The organism is Micromonospora sp. CPCC 206171, from assembly GCF_036906755.1.
Classification (GTDB): domain Bacteria; phylum Actinomycetota; class Actinomycetes; order Mycobacteriales; family Micromonosporaceae; genus Micromonospora; species Micromonospora purpureochromogenes.
Genome location: NZ_JBAKHT010000004.1, coordinates 192,214 through 208,466 on the forward strand (window position 1 = coordinate 192,214; position 16,253 = coordinate 208,466).

11 protein-coding genes are annotated in these 16,253 nt (G+C 74.9%); 9 read left to right on the forward strand and 2 right to left on the reverse strand.

Going from position 1 to position 16,253, the window contains the following annotated elements:
* Positions 1 to 7 precede the first annotated feature (7 nt).
* A complete protein-coding gene (locus V6U89_RS07985; protein WP_334570026.1) occupies positions 8 to 577 on the forward strand; it encodes a VanZ family protein in 570 nt (189 codons plus the stop codon).
* Here V6U89_RS07985 and V6U89_RS07990 read toward each other — a convergent pair.
* A complete protein-coding gene (locus tag V6U89_RS07990) occupies positions 468 to 1,817 on the reverse strand; it encodes an MFS transporter (protein WP_334570028.1) in 1,350 nt (449 codons plus the stop codon). The two genes, V6U89_RS07985 and V6U89_RS07990, sit on opposite strands and share 110 nt — an antisense overlap.
* A 113-nt stretch (positions 1,818 to 1,930) precedes the next feature.
* Here V6U89_RS07990 and V6U89_RS07995 point away from each other — a divergent pair, with 113 nt between their 5' ends.
* The 5 genes from V6U89_RS07995 to V6U89_RS08015 all read left to right on the forward strand — a co-directional run bounded on the left by V6U89_RS07995 (position 1,931) and on the right by V6U89_RS08015 (position 9,946).
* Positions 1,931 to 3,718: an HSP90 family protein gene (locus V6U89_RS07995; RefSeq protein WP_334570030.1), complete on the forward strand. Its 1,788-nt coding sequence runs from the start codon at positions 1,931 to 1,933 to the stop codon at positions 3,716 to 3,718.
* A 7-nt stretch (positions 3,719 to 3,725) separates the two neighbouring features.
* Complete coding sequence (locus V6U89_RS08000; protein WP_334570032.1) at positions 3,726 to 6,563, forward strand: hypothetical protein; 2,838 nt, start codon at positions 3,726 to 3,728, stop codon at positions 6,561 to 6,563.
* 141 nt (positions 6,564 to 6,704) lie between these two features.
* The gene (locus tag V6U89_RS08005; RefSeq protein ID WP_154940922.1) at positions 6,705 to 7,331 is read left to right on the forward strand and encodes a TetR/AcrR family transcriptional regulator; all 627 of its coding nucleotides are present in this window, start codon (positions 6,705 to 6,707) and stop codon (positions 7,329 to 7,331) included.
* Between the two features lie 197 nt (positions 7,332 to 7,528).
* Positions 7,529 to 8,866 carry an acetyl-CoA carboxylase biotin carboxylase subunit gene (locus V6U89_RS08010; protein WP_334570034.1) on the forward strand — a complete coding sequence of 446 codons (1,338 nt, stop codon included), beginning with the start codon at positions 7,529 to 7,531 and terminating at the stop codon, positions 8,864 to 8,866.
* A gap of 156 nt (positions 8,867 to 9,022) precedes the next feature.
* Positions 9,023 to 9,946, forward strand: coding sequence for a hydroxymethylglutaryl-CoA lyase (locus tag V6U89_RS08015; RefSeq protein WP_334570036.1), 924 nt, complete (start codon positions 9,023 to 9,025; stop codon positions 9,944 to 9,946).
* 53 nt (positions 9,947 to 9,999) lie between these two features.
* Here V6U89_RS08015 and V6U89_RS08020 read toward each other — a convergent pair whose 3' ends face one another.
* On the reverse strand, positions 10,000 to 10,353 hold the full coding sequence (locus V6U89_RS08020) for a hypothetical protein (RefSeq protein ID WP_334570037.1): 354 nt from the start codon (positions 10,351 to 10,353) through the stop codon (positions 10,000 to 10,002).
* A 207-nt stretch (positions 10,354 to 10,560) separates the two neighbouring features.
* On the opposite strand from V6U89_RS08020, the gene V6U89_RS08025 reads away from it, so the two are divergent.
* The 3 genes from V6U89_RS08025 (at position 10,561) to V6U89_RS08035 (ending at position 16,219) form a co-directional block, all read left to right on the forward strand.
* Positions 10,561 to 12,093 (forward strand): acyl-CoA carboxylase subunit beta, encoded by a 1,533-nt coding sequence (locus tag V6U89_RS08025; protein ID WP_334570038.1) that lies wholly within the window; start codon positions 10,561 to 10,563, stop codon positions 12,091 to 12,093.
* Between the two features lie 74 nt (positions 12,094 to 12,167).
* On the forward strand, positions 12,168 to 13,322 hold the full coding sequence (locus V6U89_RS08030) for an acyl-CoA dehydrogenase family protein (protein ID WP_334570039.1): 1,155 nt from the start codon (positions 12,168 to 12,170) through the stop codon (positions 13,320 to 13,322).
* A gap of 116 nt (positions 13,323 to 13,438) precedes the next feature.
* Positions 13,439 to 16,219 carry an ATP-binding protein gene (locus V6U89_RS08035; protein WP_442933886.1) on the forward strand — a complete coding sequence of 927 codons (2,781 nt, stop codon included), beginning with the start codon at positions 13,439 to 13,441 and terminating at the stop codon, positions 16,217 to 16,219.
* The last annotated feature ends 34 nt before the right edge of the window (positions 16,220 to 16,253 follow it).

Consider the following 16,253-nt stretch of genomic DNA (forward strand, 5'->3'; position numbering starts at 1 on the left):
TGCCCCGATGGGGCAGGTGTGGCGTGAGTGGGGCGACGTGCTGCTCGCCACGCTGGTCGCGGTGCCGGTGCCGGTGCTGCTGGTCGCGCTGCTGGCCCGGGCCCGCGCCGCGCCGACCCGCCGGGAGGCGTGGCGGCGCAGCGCCGCCGAGGTGGGCATGGTCGCCGGGACGCTGCCCTGGGTGTGGATGATCCTCACGCCGCGCGCCGCGCCCGGCGAGGTGAAGCTGGTGCCGCTGGTCGACCTCGTCGACCTCGTCGCGGCCGGCCCACCGGCCACCGTCGTGGTCCAGGTGGTCGGCAACCTGCTGGTCTTCGCCGCGCTGGGCTTCCTCGCCCCGGTACGCTCCGCCGCCCTCGCCGGCGTCGGCCGGCTCTTCCTGCTCGGTGCCGCCGCCTCCGCGCTGGTCGAGTCCGCCCAGTACGCGCTGGACCTCGGCCGGGTCACCTCCGTCGACGACGTGCTGCTCAACGCGACCGGGGCGGCCCTGGCCGGGCTGCTGTCCCGGCCGTGGTGGGCGGGGCGCCGTCCGGTGCCGGCGCGGCCGGCCGCAGTGCCCGCCACGCCGCGAGCGTGACCAGCGCGAAGACCACCGCCGCCGCCCCGACCACCGGGCCCACCCCGTACGCCGCCCCGGCCAGCCCGGCGAGTGTCGCGCCGACCGGGGCGGTGAGCAGTGCGGCCATCCGCTGGGTGGCACCCACCCGACCGAGCAGCGCGGCTGGCACCCGACCCTGCCCGTACGCCGCCCACAGGCTGTTCCACACCGTGCTCCCACCCGCGAAGACGGCCAGCGCGAGCCCGGCCGGCACGGGGTGCCGGACCAGCGCGAACCCGGCCAGGGCGACGGTCTGCGCGAGGAGCACCGCGCGCAGCGCGGGGGTGGTGCCGAGCCGGGCGGCCAGCCGCCCCGCCGCGAGCGCCCCGGCCAACGCGCCGAGCACGACCGCCGCCATGAACAGCCCGTACCCGGCCGGCGGCACCCGCAGCACGTCCAGCGCGTAGAGGACCAGCACGGCCATCAGCGCGCTGATCGCCAGGTTCGTCCCCGCGCTGAGCAGGGTGACCCGCCACATCGTCGGCTCACCCCGCAGCCACCGCACCCCTTCCGCGGCCTCCCGCCACACCGAGCTGCCGCGCTCGCGGCGGCCCGCGCGCCCGTCCGGGCCGGCGGCGGTGCCCCGTCGACCGGGACCGGGTGCCGACCCGGCGTTGCCAGGCCGGGCGCCGCGACGCCGACCGGCGGCGGACCGGGACAGGGCGAGGGTGAGCAGGGCGGCGAGGGCGAAGGTGGCCGCGTCCACAGTGAGCGGCATGCTCGGCGAGACCGCGAAGAGCACCCCGGCCAGCGGGGCGCCGAGCAGGCCGCCGGCCAGCGCGGTGCCGGCCTGGAGGCGGCCGTTGGCGGCCGGCAGGGCCGGCGCGGGCACCAGCGCGGGCAGCAGCGCGAACGAGGCGGCGTCGAAGAGGACGCCGAGCGCGGCGAGCAGGAACGCCGTCGCCACCAGCGCCGGCACACCGGCCAGACCCCCGGCCACCGTGACGGCCAGCGCGGCGACCACGACCGCCCGCAGGCCGTCCACCAGCGCCATCGTCCGGCGGCGGTCCCAGCGGTCGGCGTACACGCCGCCGAGCAGGCCGAGCAGCAGCGGCGGGAGCTGTCCGGCGACGGTCACCACGGCCACCGCCCGGGGGTCGCGGGTCAGCGTCGCGGCCAGCAGGGCCAGGGCCGGCGTACGCAGGGCGTCGCCGAACCGGGAGGAGACGGCGGCGGACCAGAGCAGCCGGTAGTCCCGGCCGAGTGGGGTGGCGGTCATGCCGACGGACCCTGCCGCCTCCACCGGGTCGAGGGTCAAGGCGACCGGAAAGGGGTCGGACAGCGTCGGTGATCACCGGTACGGTGAGCGCCGAATCCGACCGGGGAGAGCGTGTGGACCGCACCTTCCAGGTCGACCTCCGTGGCGTGGTCGACCTGCTCAGTCATCACCTCTACGGCAGCCCCCGGGTGTACGTCCGGGAACTGCTCCAGAACGCCGTCGACGCGATCACCGCCCGCCGCGCCACCGAACCGGACGCCCCCGCCCGGGTACGGATCGAGCCGCCGGAGCTGACCGGCGACGGCACCCTGCGGGTGCACGACACCGGCGTCGGCCTCACCGAGGCGCAGGTGCACGAACTGCTGGCCACCATCGGTCGCAGCTCCAAGCGCGACGAGCTGGGCTTCTCCCGGCACGAGTTCCTCGGCCAGTTCGGCATCGGCCTGCTCTCCTGCTTCCTGGTCGCCGACGAGATCCGGGTGGTCACCCGGCACGCCGACCAGCCGACCGTGCTCTGGACGGGCTGGTCCGACGGCCGGTACGCCGTCCGCCCCGCCCCGCCCGAGCAGGCCCGGCCGGAGCCCGGCACCACCGTCACGCTGGTGCCCCGCCGCGACGCCGACCAGTGGCTCGGCGTGCCGACGGTGACCGAGCTGGCCCGGCTCTACGGCAGCCTGCTGCCGGTCGACGTCCGGGTCGGCGACACCCCGACCACCGCCGGGCCGCCGCCCTGGCCGACCGCCCCCGGCGCTCCGCTGGACCGGGCGGCCCTGGTCCGGTACGCCCAGGAGACCCTCGGCTTCGTCCCGTTCGACGTGGTGCCGCTGGCGGTGCCGGAGGCGGGGCTGACCGGGGTGGCCTTTATCCTGCCCACCCCGGTGAACCCGGCGGCGCGGGCCGGGCACCGGGTCTACCTCAAGCGGATGCTGCTCACCGAGCACGCCGACGGGCTGCTGCCGGACTGGGCCTTCTTCGCCCACTGCGTGGTGGACGCCAGCGAGCTGCGGCCCACCGCCAGCCGCGAGGCGCTCTACGAGGACACCCTGCTCACCGGCACCCGGGACGCCCTCGGCGACCAGGTGCGCGGCTGGCTGGTCCGGCTGGCCAAGCACGACCCGCGCCGGCTCGCCGAGTTCCTTCAGGTGCACCACCTGGGGGTCAAGGCGCTGGCCCTGCACGACGACGAGATGCTGCGCCTGGTCGACCAGTGGTGGCCGATGGAGACCAACGTCGGCACGCTCACCCTCGCCGAGTTCCGGCAGCGCCACGGCCTGCTCCGGTACGCCGCCAGCCTCGACGAGTTCCGCCAGCTCGCCGCCGTGGCGGCGGCGCAGGACCTGGCCGTGGTCAACGGCGGCTACACGTACGACACCGAGCTGATCGAGCGGCTGCCCGGGGTGGACCGGTCGGTGCTGATCGAACGGCTGGAGCCGAGCGACCTGACCACCCGCTTCGACGCGCTCGAACCGCACGTCGAGCTGGCCCTGCGGCCGTTCCTGACCGGCGCCCAGCGGGCTCTGGAACGGCTCGGCTGCGAGGTGGTGGTCCGGGCGTACGACCCGGTCTCGCTGCCGGCTCTCTACCTGGTCAGCCGCTCGGCGGCGTTCAACGACCAGCTCGCCGCCAGCCGCGAGAAGGCCGACGAGCTGTGGGGCGGCGTGCTGGACGCGCTGGCCGCCTCCGCCCCGCCGGACCGCCCGCAGCTGGTGCTCAATCACCGCAACCCGTTGGTCCGCCGGGTCACCACGCTGACCGACCCGGAGCTGGTCGGGCTCGCCGTCGAGGCGCTCTACGGGCAGGCGCTGCTGCTCGGGCACCACCCCATCCGCGCGGCCGACGCCGCCCTGCTGAACAGTTCCTTCCTCGGCCTGCTCGGCCGGGCCGTACCGGAACGGGAGTGAACCGACCGTGAGCGACGACGACCTGTGGCGGCTGCTGCACGAGGCCCACAACATGCCGTACGGGGCGGGGCAGACCGCCGCGCTGGAACAGCTGATCCGGCGGGCCGACGCCGGCGACGACCGGCACCTCGCCTTCGCCGCCCGAATGCAGGCCACCACCTCCTACGTCTACGGCGGCGAGCCGGCGAAGTCCTTCGTGACCTTCTCCTGGTGCCTCGCCGAGTTCGACCGGGACCCGCAGCCCTACCACCAGCGCTTCGCCCACCAGTTGCTCTGGCACTTCAAGTACATGGTCAGCGCCATGCTGAAGTTCCCCGAGCTGCCGCTGGACCGCACCTACGCGGTGCTGGACGACATGGAGCGGCGCTACCGGGACACCGGGCACTCGCTCCAGGCCGTGTACAAGCACCGCTACCTGGTGGCGTCGCACCTCGGGGCGCACGACGAGGCGGCCGACTGGTACCGCCGGTGGATGACCACCCCCCGCGACGCCCTCTCCGACTGCGCCGGCTGCGACCCGACCACGCAGGTGCACCACCTGTGTGAGGTGGGCCGGCACGACGAGGCGGTGGCCCTGGCCGAGCCGGTGCTCGCCGGCCGGCTCAGCTGCACCGAGCAGCCGCAGGCGATCCTCACCGCGCTGCTGCCGGCGTACCTGAATACCGGCCGGTCGGACGCCGCGCGGGACGCGCACCGGGAGGCGTACCGGCGGCTGCGGTCGAACCTCTCCGACCTGTGGGAGATCGCCGACCACGTCGAGTTCTGCACCCTGACCGGGAACGACGCCCGCGCCCTGGAACTCGTCGAGCGGCACCTGGACTGGCTGGACCGGGCGCCCACCCCGGCCGCCGCCATGCACTTCGCCGCCACCGCCGCGGCCGCGCTGCGGCAGGTGCCGGGCGAGCTGACCGTGCACCGCCGGGCGTTCGGCGACCGGCCGGCCGGGGAGGTGCCGGTGGCCAGCCTCGCCGCCGAGCTGACCGACACGGCGACCGCGCTGGCCGCCCGGTTCGACGCGCGCAACGGCACGGCGTACCAGTCGGAGGTGGTCGCCCGGCGGCTCGCCGTGCAGCCCGTCGGGGAGCACCTGCCGCTCTCGGCCAGCCTGCGGCGCCGCCCGACCCGCACCCCCGAGCCGGTCCCGGCCGACGGGGTCGGGGCGGAGCCGGTGCGGGTGCCGGCCGGGGCGAGCGCCGAGGAGCTGCTGGCCCTCGCCGACGAGTGCTGGCGCACCCACCGCACCGATGACTGCGCCACCGTGCTCAAGGCGTACGACGAGCGGTTCGGCGGCGCCGAGCTGCCGGCGGCCACCGTCGCACGGCGACTGGAACTGCGGGCGGGCGAGCTGAACGACGACGGCGACCCGGCGGCCTCCATCGAAGCCAACCGGGCCGCCCTGGCCGCCTGGCGGGCGGTGCCCGACCCGGTGCGCGCACAGGTGGTGGCCGGGCGCCTCGGCGCGCTGCTCTGCATGACCGACGACGGCGCCGAGGAGGGGTTGGCGCTGGCCCGCGAGTCGGCCGAGCAGCTCGACCGGCACGGCGACCAGCGGGAGCGGGCCGCCGCGCACGACCGGCTGGCCCTGGCGTACGTGCACCGGCAGCGCTGGGCCGACGCGCTGGACGAGATTGACCGGGCCGCCTTCGACGCGGACGTCGACCCGTGGCTGGCGGCCCGGGTGGCGCTGCACCGCGCGCACGTCCTGGAGGAGTTGGACCGGGGCGAGGAGATGAGCGAGGCGGCCGAGCGGGCCCGCCGGCTCAGCCGCGAGGTGGGCTCGGCCGGCATGCTGGTCGCCGCCTGCCTGGCGTACGCCCGCTGGGCCGACGACCCGGCCGAGGCCGTCGCCGCCTGCGACGAGGCGGTGCGGGTGGCCCCGGCGGACGCCCGGCTGGCGGTCCGGGTGGCCCGGGGCCGGGCGCTGCTCGCCGCCGACCGGGCCACCGACGCGGTGGACGACCTGGCCGAGGCGGTGACCCTCTGCGTCGAGCAGGGCGCCGAGGGGGACGCCTTCCTGCGGTGGGAGCTGGCCAACGCCTACCGGGTGGCCGGCCGGCTGAGCGAGGCCGCCGAGGTGGCCGAGGAGGCGGTGCTCGGGCTGGACCGGCTCGGCGCCCAGGCCGAGGCGGACCGGTGCCGGCACCTGCTGGCCGGCGTCTACGCGGGCCTGGGCGAGATCGAACCGGCGCTCGCCCTGCTGGAACAGCTCGCCGAGAACCTGGACGGCCCGGACAACCTCCCGCACCGGGCACAGGTGCTGGAGGAGGCCGGCGGCATCCTCTACGACGCCGACCGGGACGCGCTGGCCGCGCAGCGGTTCGCCGCGTCGGCGTCGGCGTACCGGCTGGCCGAGCTGCCGCTGGACGAGCTGCGGGCCCGGCGGCGGCAGCTGCTGGCGCTCTTCTGGTCCGGTGACCTGCCGGCCGCCTCGGCCCTCGTCGACGTGGTGGACGAGGCCGCGGCGGCGCTCACCGGGCTGGCCGAGGAGCCGCCCGTGGTGACGTACGAGCGGGCGCTGGCCGCCGAGGCGGTGGCCCGGGTGCTGACCGCCGAGGGCCGTACGGTCGCGGCGCTGGACCGGCTGGACGGCGTGGCCGGCCGGCTGCGGTCGATCGAGGCGTTCGGCGAGGCGGCCCAGGTCGAACTGCTCACCGGTGATCTGCTGCTGCGCGGTGACCGGCCGGCCGACGCGGAGCGCCTGCTCCGTGAGGTGCTGGGTGGGCTGCCGCCCGGCTCCCGGCCCGCCGGCCAGGCGGCCTGGCTGCTCGCCCGGGCCCTGGACGAGCTGGGCCGCTCCGCCGAGGCGGCGAAGCTGCGCGCCGACCACGGCATCGAGGAGGACTGACGCGGTCGCCGTCCCGGGCGGCGGTGGCCGTCCCGGGCGGCGGTGGCCGGGAGCACGCCGTGGGCCGGCGGCGGGGGCGGTGAACCGACCGACGGGTAACCGAGCCTCCACCACGGCCGGCGGGCGGTCTAGGCTTGCCCGGTGGCGGTGGAGCAGCAGGCGCGGGGCGGGGCGAACGGCGCGACGGGCGCGGGCCGACGCCGGTCCCGTCGGGACGAGATCCTGGAGATCGCGGTCGGCCTCTTCGCCGCGCGCGGCTACCACGGCGTGTCGATGGACGACATCGGCGCCGCCGCGGGCGTGACCGGGCCGGCGCTGTACCACCACTTCGCCGGCAAGGAGGCGATGCTGGTCGCCGCGCTGATCCCGGTCAGCGAGGGGCTGCTCGCCGGCGGCCGGGACCGGGCCGCCGGCCACCCGGACGACCCGCGCGGCGCGCTGGAGTCGCTGATCGACTTCCACGTCGACTTCGCGCTGGCCAACCCGGCGGTGATCGCGCTGCACCTGCACGAGCTGGACCGGCTCCCCGACGAGCCGCGTCGCAAGATCCGCCGACTCCAGCGGCTCTACGTCGAGGAGTGGGTGACCGTGCTGACCGCGCTGCACCCGGGGCTGCCCGACGGCGAGGCGCGGGTGCTGGCCCACGCCGCGTTCGGCCTGATGAACTCCACGCCGTTCCTCGGCGGCGAGGTCGACCGCCGCCGCCGTGCCGAACTGCTCCGCGCCGCCACCCTCGCCGCCCTCCTCGCCCCCACCGACCCCGCCTGACCCCCGGGCCCGCCGCGCCCCCCCGCCGGGCCTCTCGGCCCGCCCGCTTCGGTGATCAACAAGTTTGCGTCAGGAATCCGGCTCAAGCCGACGCAAACTTCTTGATCACCACGCCGGTGGGGGCCGGCGACTCGTGAGTAACCGGCGGCTCGTGGTTACCTGGCACCCGTCCCCACCCCTGGACGTCGGGAGGAAACATGATCGAGTCGCTGCTGGTCGCCAACCGGGGCGAGATCGCCCGCCGGATCATCCGTACCGCCAAGCGGCTCGGTATCCGCGCGATCGCGGTGCACTCGGAGGTCGACGCCGGCCTGCCGTTCGTCACCGAGGCCGACGAGGCGGTCTGCGTCGGCCCGGCCAACCCGGCGCAGAGCTACCGGAACGTGGAGGCGATCCTCGCCGCCGCCAAGTCGACCGGCGCGCAGGCGATCCACCCCGGCTACGGCTTCCTGTCCGAGAACGCGGACTTCGCCCGTACCGTCGAGGCCAGCGGCCTGATCTGGGTCGGGCCCCGCGCGGACGCGATCACCGCGATGGGGGACAAGATCAATGCCCGGAACCTGATGGCGGCGGCCGGTGTTCCGGTCGCGCCCGGCACCACCGACCCGGCGGCTGACCTGGACGCGGCGGTCGCGGCCGCCGCGGAGATCGGCTACCCGGTGATGGTCAAGGCCGCGGCGGGTGGCGGCGGCATGGGCATGGGCGTGGCCACCGACGAGACCGCGCTGCGCACCGAGTACGACAAGGTGCGCTCGTTCGCCGAGCGGATGTTCGGCGACGGCTCGGTGCTGATCGAGCGGTACTTCCCCCGGGTACGCCACGTCGAGGTGCAGATCCTCGGCCTGGCCGACGGCCGGGTGGTGGCGCTGGGCGAGCGGGAGTGCTCGGTGCAGCGGCGCAACCAGAAGCTGGTCGAGGAGTCCCCGTCGCCGGCGGTCTCCCCGGAGCTGCGCGAGCGGTTCCTGGCGGCGGCGGTGCGGGCCGGTGAGGCGGTCGGCTACCGCAACGCCGGCACGGTGGAGTGCCTGCTCGACCCGGCCACGAACGAGTTCTTCTTCCTGGAGATGAACACCCGCCTCCAGGTCGAGCACCCGGTGACCGAGCTGGTCTACGGCGTGGACCTGGTGGAGGAGCAGCTGCGGGTGGCGGCCGGCCTGGCGCCGACATTCGACCCGGACGCGCTCGCCCCGCGCGGGCACGCCATCGAGCTGCGGATCAATGCGGAGGACCCGAAGCGCTTCCTGCCCGGACCCGGCGCGATCAAGACCTGGGTCGAGCCGACCGGCGAGGGCGTCCGGGTCGACTCCGGCTACACCGAGGGCAACACGGTCACCCCGTTCTACGACAGCCTGATGGCCAAGCTCATCGTCAGCGGCAAGGACCGGGTCGAGGCCATCCAGCGCGCCAGGGCGGCCGTCGCCGCCTTCGAACTGGCCGGCCCGAAGAACAACCTCCCCTTCTTCGCCGAACTCCTGGAGAACGACGAATTCCTCTCCGGCGACTACGACACCGGCATCGTCTCCCGCATGCGCTGAACCGCTCGACCCCCGTTGATCATGAAGTTGTTGCCCCGACACGCCGAGGGGGAGGGCAACAACTTCATGATCGACAGGGTCGGGTGCAGATGGGCGGTGCGGAGTGGGAGGGTGGGGGAACCAGCTCAGCACTACGGCACAGTGAGGTGACCCCTTATGGCGGAACTGCCGGACTTCGTCTCCATCCGTGAGGTCGGGCCGCGGGACGGGCTCCAGAACGAGGAACCGATCCCCACCGACGCCAAGGTGCGGCTGCTCGACGCGCTCTCCGGCACCGGCGTCAAGCGGATCGAGGCGGTGTCGTTCGTGCACCCGAAGGCGATCCCGCAGATGGCCGACGCCGACGAGGTGTGGCAGCGCGCCACCCGGGCCGACGGCGTCCGCTACTCGGCCCTGGTACCCAACACCCGGGGTGCACAGCGGGCCCTCGCGGCCGGGTTCACCGAGATCGAGGTGGTCGTCTCGGCCAGCGACACGCACAACCGGCGCAACGTGAACCGCTCGACCGAGGAGTCGCTGGACGACATCGCCGAGCTGATCGACCTGCTGCACGGTGCCGGCGCCCGAGCCGAGGTGATCGTGGCGACCAGCTTCGGCTGCCCCTACGAGGGCGACATCGACCCGCAGCGGGTGGCCGGCATCGTCGACCGGGTCGTCCGCGACGGCGCCGACCGGGTCGCGTTCGGCGACACCACCGGCATGGGTACGCCCCGGCGGGTCCGCGAGCTGGTCACCGCCGTCCGGGACCGCAACGCGCACATCCCGGTGCTGCTGCACTTCCACAACACCCGGGGCACCGCCCTGGCCAACCTGCTGACCGCCCTGGAGCTGGGCGTCACCGAGTTCGACGCCAGCGTCGGCGGCCTCGGCGGCTGCCCGTACGCCCCGGGGGCCAGCGGCAACCTGGCTACCGAGGAGGCGGTGCACATGCTGCACGACATGGGCATCGACACCGGCATCGACCTGGACGCGCTGATCGAGGCGGCCGAGTTGGCCGAGGAGCTGGTCGGCAAGAAGCTCCCCTCCGGCGTGTTGCGCGCCGGTCCTCGTACCCGCCTCACCCCCCTCCCCGCCTCCTGACCCACCCCGCCCCGCCCCCGGCGGCGATCTCCGCGCGGGCGGCGGGTGCACGGTCACGGCATCCCCAGGATGGCCGTCCAGGCGATGACCAGGAGGACCCCTGCGGACAGTGGCCAGATCCACCACCGTCCGGGCGCTCGCCGCCGCCGGACGGAGAGGACGAGGAAGCCGAAGGCGAGCAGGTAGGAGGCCGTTGCGGACCACCACCACAACCTGATGTCCGGTATGTACCGGCCGAAGTCGGCGTCCCAGTAGCCCGGATTGTCCGCAGTCGGGGAGGTCCAGAGGAGAATCCAGGCGATCGGCGCGAAGCTGAGGCCGGCGAGGATCGTGAGAATGGCGGATGTCGCCATTCGCCTCGTCATGGTCCGGGCGGACGGAGTCGAGTCGTCCTCGGCGACGGTCATTCCTCTGCTGCCGCCGAACCGTGCGTCCGGCGGAAGTGCGCGGTCGGGTGCATGGTCGAAGTATGGCCGCCGACAGTCGACCCGTGGGGGCGGTGGTGACCGCACCCATGGGTCGCCGAAGCGGAGAACGATGCGCTAGCCTAACGATCGTTCAGGTAAGTCGGTCCGCTCACGAGGCGGCCCGGCCCAGGCGGCGAGGGAGTCGGCGTGACGCTCGACGGTGAGGCACTGGAGCAGCTGCGCAAGCGCGCCCGGGCCGGCGGTGCGGACAAGTACCACGCGGCGAACGCCGCCAAGGGCAAGCTCTTCGCCCGCGAGCGGGTCGCGCTCCTGGTGGACGACGGTTCCTTCGTCGAGGACGGCCTCTACGCCAACGCGATGGCCGACGGGCTGCCCGCCGACGGCGTGGTCACCGGCACCGCCACCATCGACGGCCGGCAGGTCTGCCTGATGGCCAACGACTCGACGGTCAAGGCCGGCAGCTGGGGCGCCCGGACGGTCGAGAAGATCATCCGGATCATCGAGCGGGCCTACTCGACCGGCGTGCCCATGGTCTACCTGGTCGACTCGGCCGGCGCCCGGATCACCGACCAGGTCGACCTGTTCCCGGGTCGACGCGGCGCCGGCAAGATCTTCTGGAACCAGGTCCGCGCCTCGGGTTCCATCCCGCAGGTCTGCGCCCTGTTCGGGCCGAGCGCGGCCGGCGGGGCGTACATCCCGGCGTTCTGTGACGTGGTGGCCATGGTGGACGGCAACGCCAGCATGTACCTCGGCTCGGACCGGATGGTCGAGATGGTCACCGGTGAGAAGACGACGCTGGAGGCGATGGGCGGCGCCAAGGTGCACTGCGCCGAGTCCGGGGTCGGGCACTTCCTCTGCAAGACCGAGGCCGACGCGCTGGACGTGGTGAAGCGCTACCTGTCCTACCTGCCGGCGAACTGGCAGCAGCAGCCGCCGTCGGCGCCCGCCCAGGAAGCGCCGGAGAAGGCCGACCTGGCCGCCCTGGTCCCGGCCAGCGAGCGGCAGGCCTTCGACATGCGCCGGTACGTCAAGGGCCTGCTCGACGACGGCTCGTTCTTCGAGATCCAGGCGCTCTGGGCCAAGGAACTGACGATCGGCTTCGGCCGGCTGAACGGCGAGGTCGTCGGCGTGGTCGGCAACAACTCGATGTTCAAGGGCGGCGTGCTCTTCGTCGACTCCGCCGACAAGGCGACCCGGTTCGTGCAGCTCTGCGACGCGTTCAACGTGCCACTGCTCTTCCTGAGCGACGTCCCCGGCTTCATGGTCGGCAGCGCGGTGGAGAAGCAGGGCATCATCCGGCACGGCGCCAAGATGATCACCGCGATCTCCGAGGCGACCGTGCCGAAGATCTGCGTGGTGGTCCGCAAGGCGTACGGCGCGGGGCTCTACGCGATGGCCGGGCCGGGCTTCGAGCCGGACGCGACCATCGCGCTGCCCACCGCGAAGATCGCGGTGATGGGGGCGGAGGCCGCGGTGAACGCCGTCTACGCCAACAAGATCGCCGCGATCGCCGACGAGGCCGAGCGGGCCGCCTTCGTCGCCGCGAAGCGCGAGGAGTACGAGCGGGACATCGACGTCGTCCGGCTCGCCAGCGAACTGGTGGTCGACGCCATCGTCGAGCCGCACGAGCTGCGCGCCGAGCTGGTCCGCCGGTTCGCCGCCGCGCGTACCAAGGACCGGCACTTCTCCCGGCGGCGGCACGGCGTCACCCCGGTCTGACCAGCCCCGACCCGACGCGGCGTCACGAGCGCCCGGCGGCCCGTCCACCCAGGACGTCCCACCAGGAGGATCAGATGGACTTCCGGCTCAGCGAGGAACAAGAGGCGCTGCGGGAGAGCGTGCGGGAGTTCGCCCGCGAGGTCGTCGCCCCGGTCATCGGCGAGCACTACGAGAAGCACACCTTCCCGTACGAGGTGATCCGCCAGATGGGCAAGATGGGCCTGTTCGGCCTGCCCTTCGGTGAGGAGCACGGCGGCATGGGCGGCGACTACTTCGCGCTCTGCCTCGCCCTGGAGGAGCTGGCCCGGGTCGACTCCAGCGTGGCGATCACCCTGGAGGCCGCGGTCTCCCTCGGCGCGATGCCGATCTACCGGTTCGGCACGGAGGAGCAGCAGGCGACCTGGCTGCCGAAGCTGCTCAGCGGCGAGGCGCTGGCCGGTTTCGGGCTGACCGAGCCGGGCACCGGCTCCGACGCCGGCGGAACCCAGACCCGCGCGGTGCTGGACGAGGCGACGAACGAGTGGGTGATCAACGGCTCGAAGGCGTTCATCACCAACTCGGGGACCGACATCACCTCGCTGGTCACCGTCACCGCGGTCACCGGCACCAAGCCGGACGGCTCGAAGGAGCTGTCGACCATCATCGTGCCCACCGGGACGCCGGGCTTCACGGTGGCGCCGGGCTACTCCAAGGTCGGCTGGACCGCCTCGGACACCCACGAGCTGACCTTCGACGACTGCCGGGTGCCGGCGGCGAACCTGCTCGGTGAACGGGGTCGGGGCTTCGCGCAGTTCCTGCGCATCCTCGACGAGGGTCGGATCGCCATCGCCGCGCTCGCCGTCGGCCTCGCCCAGGGCTGCGTCGACGAGTCGATCAAGTACGCGAAGGAGCGGCACGCCTTCGGCCAGCCGATCGGCAACTACCAGGCGATCCAGTTCAAGATCGCCGACATGGAGCTGAAGGCGCACACCGCCCGGCTGGCGTACTACGACGCCGCCGCGCGGATGCTGGCCGGTGAGCCGTTCAAGCGGCAGGCGGCGATCGCCAAGCTGCATGCCAGCACGATCGCGGTGGACAACGCCCGCGAGGCCACCCAGATCCACGGCGGCTACGGCTTCATGAACGAGTACCCGGTCGCCCGCTTCTGGCGGGACTCCAAGATCCTGGAGATCGGCGAGGGCACCTCCGAGGTGCAGCGCATGATCATCGCTCGCGACCTGGGCGTCTGATCCGGCCTCCGGCCCCTGCCGCGCCGCCGCACGGCGGGGGCCTGTCGGATTCCGGCGCGTCGGCTGGACGACGCACCCGTGTCGACCGTCGTAGCCGGTCCGTACCCTTCGTGGCCATGACACCGGCTCATGATCACCAGTTGGCGCCGGGTGGTCGTACCCCGCTGGCAGAGCTGTTGCGGGGGCACCGGCTCCGGGCCGGTCTCACCCAGGCCGAGCTGGCCCAGCGGGCCGGAATCGGCGTGCGGACCGTCCGTGACCTGGAGCGCGGCCGGTCCAGCCGGCCGCAGCGCACCACCGTGGAGCTGCTCGCCGACGCGCTCGGCCTCACCGACGGGCCGCGCGCCGCCTTCCTCACCACCGCCCGTGGGCGGGTCACCGTTCCGGCCGTCGCCGCAGACCCGGGCCACGCGCCGGCCGCCGGGTCCGCGCCCCGCGAACCCGGCCCCTCGGGTACGCCGATCGCGCTCCCGCCCCCGGTCGAGCTGATCGGGCGGGAGCGGGACCTGGCCGACCTCGCCGCGCTGCTCACCACGGGCCACTGGCCGCGGGTGGTGACCCTGGTCGGGCTGGCCGGCGTCGGCAAGACGGCGCTGGCCCTGGCGGTGGCGCACGAGGTCGTCACCGCGTATTCCGGCGGAGTGGCCGGTGTGCTGGTCGGCGAGGGGTCCGACGCCGCCGACGTGCTGGCCGCGATGAGCGCCGTGCTCGGCGCGGCCCGCCTGCCCGACCTGGCCGTCCGGCTGCGCAACCGGCCGACGTTGCTGCTGGTGGACGCGGCCGAGCGCGCCCCGGACCCGCTGGCCGATGCGTTGCGGCAGCTCACCGACGCGGTGCCGAGCCTGCGGGTGCTGGTGACCGGGCGGCACCCGGTGGGCGTACCCGGGGAACTGGTCCGCCCGGTGGCGCCGCTGGACGTGCCCCCGGCCGACGTGGTGGACGCCGCCGACCTGGCCCGTTACCCGGCGGCGGCGCTCTTCGCCGCGCGACTCGCCCGGGTCCGCCCCGAGCCGCCCGACCCGCGGGAGCTGCCCGCCCTGGCCGCGCTGGTGCGCCGGCTCGGCGGGCTCCCGCTCGCGATCGAGCTGATGGCGGCCCGGGGCCGGATCCTCGACCTCGACGAGCTGCTCAACCGATACGGCGATCGGGTCCTCGACCTGGCCAGCCCCGACCTGGGCCGACGCGGCTGGGAGGCCGCCGAGTCGGCGGGGTCGGGCCGGGCGCGGGCGGCGGTGGCGGTGACCCTGCGCGAGGCGGTGGCCACCAGCTACCGGCTGCTCGCCGCCTCGGAGCGCGCGGCGGTGCGCCGGCTCTCCGCGTTCGCCAACCGCTGGTCCGTGGAGCTGGCCGAGGAACTGCTGGCCGACGAGGCCGACCGGGACGGCGCGGTCGTCGTCGACCCGGTTCCGCTGCTGGACCGGCTGGTGGAGCTGGGGCTGGTCAGCATCCGGGGGTCCGGTCCGTTCCGGTTCCGGCTGCTCGACGCGGTCCGGGACTTCGCCGTCGAGCGGGCCGCCGGCCTGGGCGAGCTGACCGCGATCCGCCGCCGGCACGCCGTCGTCGTGGCCCGACTGGTCACCCGGACGGCACCGGACCTGGTCGGGGCGAAGCTGCCCGCCGCCGTACGCCAGCTCGACGAGGCGACCAGCGACATCAGCGCCGCCCTGGCGCACGCCGCCACCGACGACCCGCTCACCGCGCTGCGGTTGGCGGCGGCGCTGACCCGGTGGTGGCGGCTGCGGGGGCGGGACGTCTCCGGGCGGCAGTGGCTGCGCCGGCTGCTGGCCGACCCGCGTACCGCCGACGCCGACCCGGTGCTCCGGGCCTGGGCGCTGCTCGGGGTGGCCCGGCTCGCCGCCGAGCACGGCGCGGGGGCGCAGGAGCTGCCGGCGGCCCGCGCGGCGCTCGACGTCTTCGCCGCGCACGCGGAGGTCACCGGCGAGCTGGAGGCCCGGACGGTGCTCTGCGCGCTGCTCGTCGCCGCCGGCGAGCACGACGAGGGGCGCGAGCAGGCGCAGGCGGTGCTGGCGCTGGCCAGCCGGCACGGCCGGATCCGCGACATGGCGGTCGCCCAGAACAACCTCACCTGGCACGAGATCCGCCTCGGCGACCTGACCGGGGCCCGGCGGCGGCTGGCCGTCGTCGACCGACTGGCCGCCCAGTGCGACGAGCGGCGGCTGCGGCTGCTGGCCCGGGCCAACCTGGCCGACGTGGCCCGCCTCCAGGGCCGGTACGCCGAGGCGGTGGAGCAGGGCCGCCGGGTCGCCGGTGCGCTGGCGGACCTGGGCGACCCGGGACACCGTCGCCGGGTGCTCGGCACGGTCGGCCTGGCGCTGGCCCGGGACGGTCGGCTGGACGAGGCCGTCGACGTGCTGGCCGAGCTGCGGTCGGAGGCCCGCCCGGTGCCGCTCCCGGGTCCGGCGGTCCCGGTCGACGAGCCGATGGCGGCCGCCTCCGGGCCGCGCCGCGACGTGGTCGCCTCCGGATCCGCGCTGCCGGCCGGTGTGGTCGCGGCCCGTTTCCGGCCGGTGTCGCCGGGAGCCGTGGTGCCGTCGCCCTCCCGGTCGGGTCGGCTCGGGTGGCCGGTGGGGCAGGGGCGCGCCGGCACGGCGGTGGCGACGCCGCAGCCGGAGGAGGGGATCGTCGCCCTGATCGAGGGGACGGTGGCGCTGCACCGGGGCGACCGGGAGCTGGCCGCGGAGTGGTTCGGGGCGGCGGTGGAGGCCGGTGTCGACGGGCAGTACCGGCGGGACGTGGTCGAGGCGTTGGTGGGGTTGGCGGCGAGCACGGGCGACCCGGCCGTGCTGGACCGTCTCGACCGGGCCTGCCGGGACGGCGGAATCCGCCTGCTGCCGGACGAGCAGCATCTGCTCCGCGGGCTCCGCCCGGTCGGCTGAGACCCCGGGCGTCGTCCACGCGACCCGGCCCCTG

Bases quoted from the DNA above. Each gene is read 5' to 3' on its own strand.
- V6U89_RS08010 (WP_334570034.1), top strand. From the start codon at position 7,529: ATGATCGAGTCGCTGCTGGTCGCCAACCGGGGCGAGATCGCCCGCCGG.
- V6U89_RS07985 (WP_334570026.1), top strand. From the start codon at position 8: ATGGGGCAGGTGTGGCGTGAGTGGGGCGACGTGCTGCTCGCCACGCTG.
- V6U89_RS08030 (WP_334570039.1), top strand. From the start codon at position 12,168: ATGGACTTCCGGCTCAGCGAGGAACAAGAGGCGCTGCGGGAGAGCGTG.
- V6U89_RS08015 (WP_334570036.1), top strand. From the start codon at position 9,023: ATGGCGGAACTGCCGGACTTCGTCTCCATCCGTGAGGTCGGGCCGCGG.
- V6U89_RS08035 (WP_442933886.1), top strand. From the start codon at position 13,439: ATGACACCGGCTCATGATCACCAGTTGGCGCCGGGTGGTCGTACCCCG.
- V6U89_RS08020 (WP_334570037.1), bottom strand. From the start codon at position 10,353: ATGACCGTCGCCGAGGACGACTCGACTCCGTCCGCCCGGACCATGACG.
- V6U89_RS07990 (WP_334570028.1), bottom strand. From the start codon at position 1,817: ATGACCGCCACCCCACTCGGCCGGGACTACCGGCTGCTCTGGTCCGCC.